The organism is Telluria sp. B2 (assembly GCF_051789535.1).
GTDB lineage: Bacteria > Pseudomonadota > Gammaproteobacteria > Burkholderiales > Burkholderiaceae_D > Telluria.
This window is the reverse complement of the sequence record NZ_CP196525.1, coordinates 1,907,802-1,920,882: the sequence shown is the minus strand read 5'-3', so window position 1 is coordinate 1,920,882 and position 13,081 is coordinate 1,907,802. Positions and strand designations below refer to the sequence as shown.

The window sequence follows — 13,081 nt, the reverse complement described above, 5'->3', positions numbered from 1 at the left end:
CCTTGAATTCTTTAGATTAGTGGGCTGCCCACTGGATGGAATTGAGATCAATTCCCTCTTTGAACATGTCCCACAGCGGCGACAGTTCGCGCAGTTTGCCGACCTTGGACTTCAGCAGTTCGATCGTGAAGTCGATGTCTTCCTCGGTCGTGAAGCGGCCGATGGTGAAGCGGATCGAGCTGTGCGCCAGTTCGTCGCTGCGGCCCAGGGCGCGCAGCACGTAGGACGGCTCCAGCGAGGCCGAGGTGCAGGCCGAACCCGACGACACGGCGATGTCCTTGATCGCCATGATCAGCGACTCGCCCTCGACGTAGTTGAACGAGACGTTCAGGTTGTGCGGCACGCGCTGGTCCATGTCGCCGTTGATGTAGACCTCTTCGATCTCCATCAGGCCCTTGGCCAGGCGGTCGCGCAGCGCCTTGATGCGCACCAGCTCTTCGTCCATCTCTTCCTTGGCGATGCGGAAGGCTTCGCCCATGCCCACGATCTGGTGGGTCGGCAGGGTGCCCGAACGCAGGCCGCGCTCGTGGCCGCCGCCGTGCATCTGCGCTTCCAGGCGCACGCGCGGCTTGCGACGCACGTACAGGGCGCCCACGCCTTTCGGGCCATACACCTTGTGCGCGGTGAAGGTCATCAGGTCGACCTTGGTGTTTTCCAGGTCGATGTGGACCTTGCCGACGGCCTGGGCCGCGTCGCAGTGGAAGATGATGCCCTTCGAGCGGCACAGCGCGCCGATCTCGGCGATCGGCTGGATGACGCCGATCTCGTTATTCACCAGCATGACCGAGACCAGGATGGTGTCCGGACGGATCGCCGCTTCCAGCTGTTCGATGGTGATCAGGCCGTTGTCCTGCGGCTCGAGGTAGGTCGCTTCGAAGCCGACGCGTTCCAGCTCGCGCACCGTGTCGAGCACCGACTTGTGCTCGGTCTTCACGGTGATGATGTGCTTGCCCTTCGTTTTATAGAAGTTGGCGGCGCCCTTCAGGGCCAGGTTGTTCGACTCGGTCGCGCCGGAGGTCCAGATGATCTCGCGCGGGTCGGCGCCGACGATGGCGGCCACGTTGGCGCGCGCCTCCTCGACGGCGGCTTCCGCGGTCCAGCCGTACATGTGGCTGCGCGAGGCCGGATTGCCGAACTGCTCGCGCAGGTAGGGAATCATCTTGTCGGCGACACGCGGGTCCACCGGCGTGGTGGCCGAGTAGTCCATGTAGATCGGGAAATGCGGCGCAGTCACGAAGCTCTGCTCGATTTTTTTGTCCAAAGGCGCGTTCATCAGTTCACTCCAGTTTGCTTTGCTTCAGTTTTGTCCAACGGTGGCAGCGGCGGTGCGGTGCACCACCACGACGTTTTGTTCTTTCTGCTTTTGCTGGTCGACCAGGTCTTGCAGGGAAACCGAGTCCAGGTAATCGACCATCTTGGCGTTGAGCGTGGTCCACAGCTCATGGGTCATGCAACGGGTGCCGCTGGCGGCGTCGGCGCCGTGGCAGTTTTCCTTGCCGCCGCACTGGGTCGCATCGAGCGGTTCGTCGACCGCAATGATGATGTCGGCCACCGTCACTTTTTCGGCCGGGCGAGCCAGGCTGTACCCTCCACCCGGGCCGCGGATCGATTCGACGATCTCGTGGCGGCGCAGCTTGCCGAACAGCTGCTCCAGGTAGGACAGCGAAATGGCCTGGCGCTGGCTGATGCCCGACAGCGTGACGGGACCATTGCCTTGACGCATGGCAAGATCGATCATCGCAGTAACAGCAAAACGGCCTTTGGTGGTCAGACGCATCACAACCCCGGTAATGTTAAAATATTGCTCTTGTTCACTAATCGCATCTTGTGAATGCTGTCGGATAAAAACCGGATTAGTTGAACGATTTAGTCAAGTATAGCAAATTCCGGGGGGCTTGTCTTGGAGGGCCCAAAACCGCCGGGGCATTCGATCACCCGGCAATGCATCCGTAGGGTGGGCAGCTCCACCACTGCAAGCTGCTCATCCGCACCATGCGCGCTGCCCACGCGGTGATACGCGCCGTGCGCATGCCGGACCCGCGCCGCCCCCACCTCAGCGCCTGCGCAACAACTTCATCGGCCCGAACAAGTCCTGCATCCCCTGGTGTCCGATAAAACTCAAGTTATACGGATGCTCGGCCACCGCCTTCGGGAACTGCGCCGTTTCCGGCAGCTTCTTCAACTCCTCGGCGATCTTGCCCCACAGAACCAGGGTCGGCGGCGCTGGCCGCTCGGCCAATACCGCCAGCACGACCTGCAGGAAAGGCAGCCAGGCACGCGCATCGACCACCGGCTTGACATGCGAACGGAACACCAGCGAGGCATTCAGCAGCAGGAAGCCCTCGCCTTCCAGGTTCCGCTGCAGCTCCGCCAGCGTGCGGATCGATCCGTTCGACAAAGCCGCGCTCGCCACCGGCGCCATCGCCTCCCCGCCCGTTGCACCGGCCTGCAACTGTCCGTCCGCCACCAGCAGCATCTTCATGAAGTTGCGCAGCGAGGTTGCGCGGTTGACCGGTTTCGACAGCCCGCTCGCGCTCCACAGCTCGCCCACGGCCCCGTCCATGAAGCAGACGCCGGTCGCGCTCTCGGCGCGCGGGTAAGGCCCCTCGCCTACCAGCACGTAGCGCACGCGCTCGAGCGGCTGGGCGAAGGCCGCGAACAGGCGGTTTTCCGTGGGCAGGTAGCTATCTAGCGCCAGCGCCGGCAGGTAGCCGGGGTTGGCGCGCGCCACCGCTTCCAGGCCGCGCAGCAGATGCGGGCGCCAGGAGGCGTCCGCAAGGTCCAGGGCCTCAAGGATGACGGCAGGGATGGCGGCGGGAACGGTGGTGTCGGTCATGGCGTGGCGGCGAAAAAAGAAGCGGATTGTAGCGCAGGCAAGGCTTCAGCGAGGCCGCACAGGCCGCGCGATTCCGTGCTTCAATCTGGCGTACCTCTTCCTGAATTCGAGGCATGATCGACGCCGGCTCCCGCGGATCTTCCGCCAACACCCGACAAGGAGATCATTCATGCAAACGATTCAGGAAGTGATGACGCGCGACGTACAGACCATTTCGCCCGAGGAAACGGTGCAGCGCGCGGCGCAGATGATGGACGAGCTGAACGTGGGCGCGATCCCCGTCCTCGACGGCGGCAAGCTGGTCGGCATGATCACCGACCGCGACATCACGGTGCGCTCGGTGGCTGCAGGCCAGGCGCCCGACGCCACCCGCGTCGGCGACGTGATGAGCACCGACGTGCGCACCTGCACCACGCGCCAGACGGTGGACGAAGTGCTGGGCCAGATGGGCGACGTGCAGATCCGGCGGGTGCCGGTGATCGACGAGGATTCGCAGCAGGTGGTCGGCATCGTCTCGCTGGGCGACATGGCGACCAAGCATTCGGCCCAGGTCGACCGGGCGCTGGACGAGATCTCGACGCCCTCGGAGCCGGATCGCTCGCAGACCCAGCACTGAGACAATTGCGCGTATCAAGGCGAGAAGGACCAGGGGCAGGCATTTCTTGCCTGCCCCTCGCCTCCCTTACTCGGCGTCGGGCTGCTTCGACGGGTGCGCGGCGGCAAAGGCCGGCAGTTCCTCGCAGTGCGCGTGGATGCGGGCGATGTTCGGGTAGGCCTGGATGTCGATCCCGAAGCGCTGGGCGTTGAACACCTGCGGCACCAGGAAGCAGTCGGCCATGGTCGGCGAGGCGCCGTGGCAGAAGGGGCCGGCCGCCGGGTCGCGCGCCAGGTGGGCTTCCAGCCCGCCCAGGCCCTCGCGGATCCAGTGCTGGATCCATTCGGTCTTCGCCTCCTCGCTGAGCTTGAGCTCATGGACCAGGTGGCGCAGCACGCGCAGGTTGTTCAGCGGATGGATGTCGCAGGCGATGATCTGGGCCAGCTCGCGCACGCGGGCGCGGCCCGGCGCGTCGTGCGGCATCAGGGGCACGGCCGGAAAGCGCTCGTCGAGGTATTCGATGATCGCCATCGACTGGGTCAGCGTGATGCGCTCGTCCTGGAAGGCCGGCACCAGGCCGCTCGGGTTGATCTTGCGGTACTCCTCCTGGCGCTGCTGGCCGCCGTCCTTGAGCAGGTGCACCGGCACCGCCTCGTAGTTCAGGCCTTTCAGGTTCAGCGCGATGCGCACCCGGTAGGCTGCCGAGCTGCGGAAATACGTGTAGAGCTTCATTCCTTCCTCCCGTGGTAATGCGCGACTTCGTGATCGATGGCGCCGAAGATGCTCGCGCCCGTGACGTCGAGCATTTCGATACGCACGCTGTCGCCGAAGCGCAGGAACGGCGTTTTCGGGGCGCCGTGTTCGATGGTTTCGTACATCCTTACCTCGGCCAGGCAGCAGTAGCCGACGCCGCCGTTGGCGATGCTCGAGCCGTGCAGGCTGCCCTGCTTGTTCGAGACCGTGCCGGAACCGACGATGCTGCCCGCGCCCAGTTCGCGCGTCCTGGCCGCGTGGGCGATCAGCTGGGCGAAGCTGAAGGTCATGTCCTCGCCGGCGTTCGGCTTGCCGAACAGCTGGTCGTTCAGGGTGACCAGCAGCCGCAGGTGCAGCTTGCTGTCACGCCAGGCGTCGCCCAGCTCGTCCGGCGTGACGGCCACCGGCGAAAACGCGCTGGCCGGCTTCGACTGGTAGAAGCCGAAGCCCTTGGCCAGTTCGTTCGGGATCAGGTTGCGCAGCGAGACGTCGTTGACCAGCATGACGAGGCGGATGGCGCCTGCCGCCTGTTCCAGGCTGGCGCCCATCGGCACGTCGCCGGTGACCACGGCCACTTCGGCTTCCAGGTCCACGCCCCAGTCTTCCGACATCACGGCGATCGGGTCGCAGGGGCCGATGAAGCGGTCCGAACCGCCCTGGTACATCAGCGGGTCGGTATAGAAGGAAGCCGGCACCTCGGCGTTGCGCGCCTTGCGCACCAGCTCGACGTGGTTGATGTAGGCCGAGCCGTCGCACCACTGGTAGGCGCGCGGCAGCGGCGAGTGGCATTCCATCTCGATGAAGGACTCGGCCTGGTCGGCGGTGCCGGCGTTGAGGCGCTTGTAGACCGCCTCGAGCTGGGGCGCGATGTGGTCCCAGTCGTCGAGCGCGCACTGCAGGGTGCGCGCGATCTTCGGGACCGCCTGGCAGGTGACGAGGTCGCGGCTGACGACGACCAGGGTGCCGTCGCGGCCGCCGGTCTTGAGTGTGGCGAGTTTCATGGCGCTTTCCTTTGTTGTTGCATGGTTGCCGCCATTAAAGATGAAAACGGACTATCATACAATCAATATTTTCCGGCCTATTTATCGGATTATCTTATGAATCCTACCCTGCGCCAGATGCGTGCTTTCGTAGCGGTCGCCAAGACCGGTAACTTTACGCTGGCGGCGCAAAGCATGCACGTCACACAATCGGCCCTGTCCGGATTGATCAAGGAACTCGAGCAGACCCTGGGCGCCCGCGTGGTCGATCGCTCAACGCGCCGGATCACGCTGACGGACATCGGCCGCGAACTGTATCCGCTATTTAGCCAGATGATCGACGACCTCGACGGTGCGCTGGCGAACGTGGCGGACCACACGCAGCTGCGAAAAGGCACCGTGCGCATTGCCGCGCCTCAACTGATGTGCTGCACCCTGCTGCCCGAAGCGATCGCCGCCTATCGGGACAAACAGCCCGACATCACCGTGCGCGTGGCCGACAGCGCCGTCGAAAGCGTGATCGCGCGCGTGCTGTCGGGCGAGTCGGACATCGGCATCGGGCCCGAGCGCGAGCCGACGCCGCAACTGGAAGCCCAGGAACTGTTCGAGATGCCCTTCGCGCTGGTCTTCCCGCAGGGCCATCCGCTCGAAAGCGCCGAGCGGGTGACCTGGCAGGACGTGACGCGCTTCCCCTTCATCGCCCTGCAGGGCCAGTTCACCGAACGCCTGCTGGCCGACATGCACGCGCTGCTGCGCGAGGTGCCCCTGAAACCGGCCAACGAGGTAACCTTCATGACGACCGCCCTGGCGATGGTCAGCGCGGGCCTCGGGATCACGGTCTGCCTGCCCTACGCCGAGCCGCTGGCGCGCCTCTACCAGTTGCGCATGCGCCCGCTCGAAGAGCCGGTGCTGACGCGCCGATTCTTCGTCTACACGCGCGCCGGACGCTCGCTGTCGCCGGCGGCGGAGAGCTTCATCGAATTCCTGTTCCCGTATGTGGCGTTCAAGCGTCGCCGCTGACAGACGCCAGATGCCTTGCCTGCCGCCATCGCGCGGCTGCGCTAGAATCGGGCCATCGTTTTCTGCCCGCACCGCACCATGTCCCACAACACCATCGCCATCAACCAGCGCATGGACAAGTTCGACAGCCACGCCAGCGTCTGGCTGTTCGGCTACGGCTCGCTGATCTACAAGGCCGACTTTCCTTACCTCGAACGCCGCCCGGCGAACATCACCGGCTGGAGCCGCCGCTTCTGGCAGGGCTCGCACGACCACCGCGGCACCGAGACCGCGCCGGGGCGCGTGGTCACCCTGGTGCCGGACCCCGGCGCCGTGTGCCACGGCATGGCCTACCTCGTCACGCCCGAGGAATTCGCCCACCTCGACCACCGCGAAAAGAACGGCTACCTGCGCCTGGCGACCGAGATCCGCTTCGAGGACCGCAGCAGCGTCGAAGGCCTGGTCTACATCGCAACGCACGAGAACGCGGCCTTCCTCGGCCCGGCCAGCGAGCAGGCCATCGCCCGCCAGATCGCCGAGTCGCGCGGTCCGAGCGGGCCGAACAGCGAATACCTGCTGGAGCTGGCCAAGGCCCTGCGCGAGCTGGGCAAGGATGACCCGCACGTGTTCGCGATCGAGCGCCACCTGATCGGGCTGGCCACCGCCTGAAGCGGCTGGCGGGAAGCTGGCCCGCCCGGCGCACGAGCGCGCGCCGGCAGCCCCTCCTGTTCGCCCTGCTATTCGCCCTGTTTTTCCGCAGTCAGCGTCTTGAGCGCCTTTTCGAGCGTCCGGATCTTTTCGCGCATGGTGGTCAGGTTACGCAGCAGCACGGCATTGCGCTCCCACTCGGCATTCCTGGCAACCGGGAAGTAGCCGGTGTAGCGCCCGGGCTCGGTAATCGAGTTCGGCACCATGGTCGCCGCGGTGATGTGCACGTTGTCGACGATCTCGATGTGGCCATTGATCATGGCCGCGCCGCCGAAGGTACAGTGCCTGCCGATCTTCGCGCTGCCGGCCACGCCGACGCAGCCGGCCATGGCCGTGTGCGCGCCGATGCGGCAGTTGTGGCCGATCTGGATCTGGTTGTCGAGCTTGACGCCATCCTCGATGATGGTGTCGTCCAGGGCGCCGCGGTCGACCGTGGTGTTCGAGCCGATGTCGACGTCGTCGCCCATCACCACGCGCCCGGTTTGCGGGATCTTGATGTAGGTGCCGTCGTCCACGGCGAAGCCGAATCCGTCGCCGCCGATGACGGCGCCGGAGTGGAGGATGCCGCGCGCGCCGATGATGCAGCGCGCGTGGAAGGTGACGTTGGCGAAGAAATGGGTGTCTTCGCCGACCACCGCCTCGCGGCCGATGTAGCAGCCGGGGTCGATGACGGCACCGGCCTTGATGACGGCGCCGGCCTCGACCGTGACGTGGGCGCCGATGTGGGCGCTGGGGTCGACCTGGGCGCTGTGGTGCACCACGGCCGTCGGGTGCACGCCGGGCTCCGGCGCCCCTCCCCGCGCGGCAATGAAATACTGCGCGGCGCGCGCGAAATACGCGTAGGGATTCGAGGTGACGATGCGGGCGCCCTCGTAGGTGGCCGCCACCTCGGCGTCGTCGGCGGGGGCCAGGATCAGGGCCGCCGCATGGCTCTGCGCGGCCAGGGCGCGCAGCTTGCTGTTGCTGAGAAAACTGATCTCTGTGACGCCGGCCCTGTCCAGCGGCGCGATCGCGGACACTTCGATGCTGGCATCGCCCATCAATTGGCCGCCGAAACGCTCGACCAGTTCGCCTAGTCGGATACCCATGCTGTCCCCCTCATTGTCGTTCTCCTTGTCGCTGGCAAGTTCAGGTGTGCTGGGTTGGACCGGGGCGCTGGAAGCACGGTTCCGACGGCAGCCATGCTCGCTAAGCTGGATCAAGGAATGACGGGATGAGGGCAGGAAGGTCGCAGGAAGATCAGAACAGGTCCAGTTGCGCGCTTGCCTTTCCCTTCTTCTTGGGAGTCGACGCCGGTACCACCAGCGGCCGCCGGAACTGCGAGGTATCGAGCCGCTCGAAGCGCCCGCGCAACGCCCCGAGGCCAAGGCGCTCGACGGTCTTGTTGAAGCGCTGGCGGATCAGGTCGGCCCAGACGCCCTCGCCGTGCATGCGGCGGCCGAAGTCGCTGTCGTAGTCCTTGCCGCCGCGCATGTCCCGCACGCGGTTCATCACCCGCTGGGCGCGCTCGGGGAAATGGGCTTCCAGCCATTCCTGGAACAGCGGATTCACCTCAAAGGGCAGGCGCAGCACCACGTAATGCGCGCTCACCGCGCCGGCGTCGCGCGCCGCCTCGAGGATGCGTTCGATCTCCGGTTCGGTCACGAAAGGGATGATGGGCGCCACGCTCACGCTGACAGGAATGCCGGCGTCGGTCAGGGTGCGGATGGTGCGCAGGCGCCGCGCCGGGGTGGGCGCGCGCGGCTCCAGGGTGCGCGAGATTTCCGAGTCGAGCGTGGTGAGGGTGATCGCCGCGCAGGCCTGGGCGTTCGCCGCCATGGGCGCGAGCAGGTCGATGTCGCGCTCGATCAGCGAGGACTTGGTGACCAGCCCGACCGGATGGCGGCATTCGCGCAGCACTTCCAGCACTTCGCGCGTGATGCGGCGCTCGCGCTCGCAGGGCTGGTAAGCGTCGGTATTGACCCCGATGGCAATGTGCTCGGGCTTGTACGAGGGGCTGGCCAGCTCGCGGCGCAGCACTTCGGCCGCGTTCACCTTGGCGAAGATACGGGTTTCGAAGTCGAGCCCGGGTGAGAGCCCAAGATAGCTGTGGGTCGGCCGCGCGAAGCAATAGATGCAGCCGTGCTCGCAACCGCGGTAGGGGTTGAGCGAGACATTGAAGGGAATGTCGGGCGAACTGTTGCGCGAGAGGATGGACTTCGCGATCTCGTCGCTGACCACGGTCTTGAACGGCGCCGGGACCTCGTCCTCGTCGGGGACGGCCCAGCCGTCGTCGAAACGCTCGCGGCCGTTCAGCTCGTAACGGCCCTGGATATTGGAAACGGCGCCGCGCCCCTTCGTCGCGGCGGGCGGACGCGGCGGCAGCACGATCTGCTCGGCGCTGTATTCCCGGTCGATTGTACGCTCACGCTCAGCCATATGGCACCCATTACTGTATATTTATACAGTATGGTACGCCGCTATGCGCTGCAATTCAAGCGTGATGCATGAGGTGGCACGCCGGATGGCACAAATGCCGCCTGTTGTTCGACGAACCCTTCGAAGGCTGCGAACAGGGGCGCATAGCGCGCAAGGTCCCCGTCGAGCTGGCCCAGGGCATGGGCGCTGGCCTCGAGGGTGGAGAGCTGGTCCGGCGCATGCGCCTTGCGGATCCGGTAATTCGAGGCCGGCATGTCGCGCAGCGCCAGCCGCAGCAGTTGCGTCAAGGCTGGATTCAGGTGGAGCATCTTGCGGCTTTTGCGCCACGTGGCGTCGAGCACGACCAGGCGTAGCCGGTTCGGCTCCGGCAGGGGCGACGGGGGCGGCGCCCCTGGCGTGTCCGGATAGAGCAGCACCGGGCTGCGCCCGCCCGCGTGCAGGAGCGCATCGAGGCGCGTCGAATCGAAAGCTTCGCCGACTTCCAGCACGCTGCCCTTCACGCTCAGGTGCAGCAGGCGCGCGCTGTTCTTCGCGTTGGCCACCTCGAGCGGATGCTGCAGGATCAGCAATTCGACCGGCGGGTCGACCGGTCTCACCCAGCGGCAGATGCAGGCCGCCTGGGCGCGCAGGCAGGATGCGCAGGTCGCGCGGCGCGGTGTCTGGGGCTGGTTCATCGGCGCTGCAAGGCAAAAGGCGCCGATTGTAGCAGCCCTCGTCTTGCCGGTGAGTGCCCTCAGCCCGCCTGCTGGCGCAGCGTCGCCAGCGCGCCGCTCCAGGCCACCACCTGGTCGAGCATGGCATGCACCGACTGCTCGTGGTGGGCGGCCGGCTTGAAGGTGGCAAAGTTCTCGAAATCGGTGAACAGCGAGAGCATGACCTGGGCGCGCACGTCGGCCACCATCAGTTCGCCCATCACCAGGCGCAGGCTCTCGATGGCGCGCGCGCCGCCGGCGCTGCCGTAGCCGACGAAACCGGCGGCCTTGTTGTTCCATTCCTTGTAGAGGAAGTCGATGGCGTTCTTCAGGGCGCCCGAGGTGCCGTGGTTGTACTCGGGCGTGACGAACACGAAGCCGTCGTACTGCGCGATCTTCTGCGCCCAGGCCAGGGTGTGCGGTTGCGAATACTGGCCCATCGAGGGCGGCACCGGCTCGTCGAGCAGGGGCAGGTTGAAATCCTGGATGTCGACCAGTTCATAGACCGCATCGGAGCGCCTGGCCGCCGCGTCCATCACCCAGCGCGCCACGTCGAGCGCCTTGCGGCCGGGACGGGTACTGCCAACGATAACCGCTACCTTGATCATGATCGCCTCCTCCTCGCTTGTCCGGGAACAGTCCCGCGGCCCATTCTAGTGAGTCGGCGCAAGCGGGCGCGCCGCGTTGCACGTTGAATAAAGAAGAGGAATCGAGCGCCTGGAAAACCCGGGGCAAGGCCCTGGGGGCGAGCCGGTGCAACGCCGCCATGCGGGTTTTCCAGGTGCTCGGCTTACCGGCGTCCCGTGAGGCGTCCCAGCAGGCCGATCAGTTGTTCCAGGTCATAGGGCTTGGCCAGGATTTTTACGCCAGGAATCGAGACGCGCCGCTCGGTATAGCCCGTGGCGAGCACGACCGGAATGGCCGGCCAGCGTTCCCGGACCAGCGTGGCCAGGTCGATACCGCTGATGCTGCCGGGCATGACGATGTCGGAAAACACAATGTCCACGGCCGCGTCGTGCTCGAGCAGCGCGCGCGCTTCGTCCCCGTTGATGGCGGCGCGCACCGTGAAGCCGGCCGCGCGCAGGGCCTCGACCACCGCTTCGCGCACCAGGGCGTCGTCCTCGACGAACAGCACGGTGGCGCCGGCGCTTGCCGGCGCGGCTTCCGGCACGGCGCCGGCGCCGGGTGCGGCAGCGGGAGCGGCCGGATTGGCCGGGTTGGCCTCTGCGCCAGGCTCGGCCGAGGCGCCGGCGCCATCCTGCGGCGCCGGGCCCGGGGCGCGCGGCAGGTAGATGTGGACCCGCGTTCCCTTGCCGGGCGCGCTGTGCAGGGTCAGCATGCCCCCGGCCTGGGTCGCGAAGGCATAGGCCTGGGCCAGTCCGAGTCCGGTGCCCTGCCCCGGCGACTTGGTGGTGAAGAAGGGGTCGAGGGCGCGCGCCAGCACTTCCGGCGCCATGCCGGCGCCTTCATCCAGCACCGTCAGGCACAGGTAGTCGCCCGGCGCCAGGCCTTCGGGCGTGGCCTGGACCGCATTGCGCGCCGAGATGCGCAGCCTGCCGCCGCCCGGCATGGCGTCGCGCGCGTTGATCGCGAGGTTCAGCAGCGCCAGGTCGAACTGCAGCGGCTCGACCGTCACCGGCCACAGTTCGGGCTCGAACGCGGCCTCGACGGCGACCTTGTCGCCGACCGCGCCGCGGATCAGCGTCAGGGCGCTGGCGAGCTGGGTGCTGGTATCCACCGTCAGCAGGCGGCCCTCCTGCACCCGGCCGAAGGAGCCGAGCTGGCCGGTCAGCGTGGTGGCGCGCGCGACGGTGCGCTTGCAGGTGTCGATCAGGCGCTGCAGGTTCGCCTCCTTCGCCTGCATCGCGGCCAGTTGCAGCGCCGTGGTCAGGGTTTGCAGCAGGTTGTTGAATTCGTGCGCGATGCCGGCCGTCAGGCGGCCGAGCGACTCGAGCTTCTGGCCGCGCAGCAGCGCGCCCTGCGCCTGCTCGGTCGCCAGGATCGCCTCGTTGACGCGGTGCTCGAGCTCGCGCTTCGAGCGGCGGATCTGCTTGCTGGCCTCGGCCATGCGCCAGGCCACGGTGTCGACTTCTTCCAGTCCGTGCGGGCGATAGGGAATCTCTTCGCCGTCGGCGAGGCGGTCGGCGCAGCGGCCCAGGTATTCGATCGGCGCGACGGCGCGGCTGGCGAACCAGCGCCCGGCGGCCACGGCCAGCACCAGCAGCACCGCCATCATGGCCGCCAGCAGCAGCGCCGCTTCCATCGGCACGCGCCGGATCTCGGCGCTGGGAATGCTGATCAGGATCTTCCACTGCGAATTCGGCACCGTGCTGGCCAGGGCGCGCACCGGGACGCCTTCCAGGGTCGTGCTGTCGAAAAAGAAATCCTGCGCCGTGGCGGCAAGGCGCTGGCGCGTCCGCTCGCGCAGCAGCATGCCGACGTAGTGCCCGGCGTCGCGCGAGCGGGCGGCGATGCGGCCGTTGCGGTCGGCCACGGTGGCAATCCAGGCCGCCGGGAAGTGCTGGCGCTGCATCAGCTGTTGCAGGATGCCGACATGCATGCCGAGCACGAGGTGGTAGCGAACCTTGCCGTCGACCGTGACCGGCACCTGCATCATGAAATCGAAACGCCGTACCGGCGCCGCGAAGAAGACGTCGGACACCAGGGTGCGCGCGGCGCCGAAGCGCTGCATCAGCGCCGGCAGGTTCGAGGGGTCGCGGCCGGCCAGCGGGACACCCAGCGGCCGGCGGGTGTTGAGGAGGGTCTTGCCGTCCAGTCCATACAGGATGGCCACCGCGTCCACGCCCTCGGCCGCGCGGCGCGCGTGCTCGTAGAACTCGTCGAAGTCGCCGTTGGCCAGCGCGGGCGAGGCCGCCAGCGTGCGCAGGATGCCTTCGTGGTGGCGCATCTCGTTGTCGATCAGGAGGGCGAACGCCCGCCCTGTCTCGGCAATATTGCGTTCCTGGTCCTTTTGCTGCTCCGCATAGACATAGGCGACCGCCAGCGCGGCGCCGATGAACGAAGGCACCAGCAGTGCAACGACAAGAACCAGCAGCCGGTTCCGGAAACGCATGGGTGCTCAAGTCCTCCTGGGCCGGCG

The 13,081-nt window shown here is 66.8% G+C and carries 13 protein-coding genes; 3 read left to right on the top strand and 10 right to left on the bottom strand.

Features of this window, described 5'->3' with window-relative positions:
* Positions 1 to 16: 16 nt before the first annotated feature.
* The 3 genes from ACSUZJ_RS08570 to ACSUZJ_RS08560 all read right to left on the bottom strand — a co-directional run bounded on the left by ACSUZJ_RS08570 (position 17) and on the right by ACSUZJ_RS08560 (position 2,836).
* Entirely contained in the window at positions 17 to 1,273 is a 1,257-nt protein-coding gene (locus ACSUZJ_RS08570) for an IscS subfamily cysteine desulfurase (protein ID WP_499415153.1), read from the bottom strand.
* A 24-nt stretch (positions 1,274 to 1,297) separates the two neighbouring features.
* Complete coding sequence (gene iscR / locus ACSUZJ_RS08565; protein ID WP_312550526.1) at positions 1,298 to 1,777, bottom strand: Fe-S cluster assembly transcriptional regulator IscR; 480 nt, start codon at positions 1,775 to 1,777, stop codon at positions 1,298 to 1,300.
* 276 nt (positions 1,778 to 2,053) lie between these two features.
* Complete coding sequence (locus ACSUZJ_RS08560) at positions 2,054 to 2,836, bottom strand: uracil-DNA glycosylase family protein (RefSeq protein WP_499415150.1); 783 nt, start codon at positions 2,834 to 2,836, stop codon at positions 2,054 to 2,056.
* Between the two features lie 169 nt (positions 2,837 to 3,005).
* On the opposite strand from ACSUZJ_RS08560, the gene ACSUZJ_RS08555 reads away from it, so the two are divergent.
* Positions 3,006 to 3,452, top strand: coding sequence for a CBS domain-containing protein (locus ACSUZJ_RS08555; protein ID WP_499415148.1), 447 nt, complete (start codon positions 3,006 to 3,008; stop codon positions 3,450 to 3,452).
* 66 nt (positions 3,453 to 3,518) lie between these two features.
* On the opposite strand, the gene maiA is transcribed toward ACSUZJ_RS08555, so the two are convergent.
* Positions 3,519 to 4,163, bottom strand: a complete 645-nt coding sequence (maiA, locus tag ACSUZJ_RS08550; protein ID WP_499415146.1) for a maleylacetoacetate isomerase — start codon at positions 4,161 to 4,163, stop codon at positions 3,519 to 3,521.
* Complete coding sequence (locus ACSUZJ_RS08545) at positions 4,160 to 5,185, bottom strand: fumarylacetoacetate hydrolase family protein (RefSeq protein WP_499415144.1); 1,026 nt, start codon at positions 5,183 to 5,185, stop codon at positions 4,160 to 4,162. The genes maiA and ACSUZJ_RS08545 overlap by 4 nt, the downstream gene beginning before the upstream one ends.
* 96 nt (positions 5,186 to 5,281) lie before the next feature.
* Here ACSUZJ_RS08545 and ACSUZJ_RS08540 point away from each other — a divergent pair, with 96 nt between their 5' ends.
* Together ACSUZJ_RS08540 and ACSUZJ_RS08535 are read left to right on the top strand one after the other, a co-directional pair.
* Positions 5,282 to 6,184, top strand: a complete 903-nt coding sequence (locus ACSUZJ_RS08540) for a LysR family transcriptional regulator (RefSeq protein WP_499415142.1) — start codon at positions 5,282 to 5,284, stop codon at positions 6,182 to 6,184.
* Between the two features lie 78 nt (positions 6,185 to 6,262).
* Complete coding sequence (locus tag ACSUZJ_RS08535; protein WP_499415140.1) at positions 6,263 to 6,832, top strand: gamma-glutamylcyclotransferase; 570 nt, start codon at positions 6,263 to 6,265, stop codon at positions 6,830 to 6,832.
* A 68-nt stretch (positions 6,833 to 6,900) separates the two neighbouring features.
* Here ACSUZJ_RS08535 and lpxD read toward each other — a convergent pair whose 3' ends face one another.
* The 5 genes from lpxD to ACSUZJ_RS08510 form a co-directional block, all read right to left on the bottom strand.
* The gene (gene lpxD, locus ACSUZJ_RS08530; RefSeq protein WP_499415138.1) at positions 6,901 to 7,959 is read right to left on the bottom strand and encodes a UDP-3-O-(3-hydroxymyristoyl)glucosamine N-acyltransferase; all 1,059 of its coding nucleotides are present in this window, start codon (positions 7,957 to 7,959) and stop codon (positions 6,901 to 6,903) included.
* A gap of 151 nt (positions 7,960 to 8,110) precedes the next feature.
* Positions 8,111 to 9,289 (bottom strand): PA0069 family radical SAM protein, encoded by a 1,179-nt coding sequence (locus ACSUZJ_RS08525; protein WP_499415136.1) that lies wholly within the window; start codon positions 9,287 to 9,289, stop codon positions 8,111 to 8,113.
* Between the two features lie 41 nt (positions 9,290 to 9,330).
* Positions 9,331 to 9,963, bottom strand: a complete 633-nt coding sequence (locus ACSUZJ_RS08520; protein ID WP_499415134.1) for a tRNA-uridine aminocarboxypropyltransferase — start codon at positions 9,961 to 9,963, stop codon at positions 9,331 to 9,333.
* Between the two features lie 59 nt (positions 9,964 to 10,022).
* A complete protein-coding gene (locus tag ACSUZJ_RS08515) occupies positions 10,023 to 10,589 on the bottom strand; it encodes an NADPH-dependent FMN reductase (protein ID WP_499415132.1) in 567 nt (188 codons plus the stop codon).
* A 182-nt stretch (positions 10,590 to 10,771) separates the two neighbouring features.
* Positions 10,772 to 13,054: a hybrid sensor histidine kinase/response regulator gene (locus ACSUZJ_RS08510; RefSeq protein ID WP_499415130.1), complete on the bottom strand. Its 2,283-nt coding sequence runs from the start codon at positions 13,052 to 13,054 to the stop codon at positions 10,772 to 10,774.
* Positions 13,055 to 13,081 lie beyond the last annotated feature (27 nt).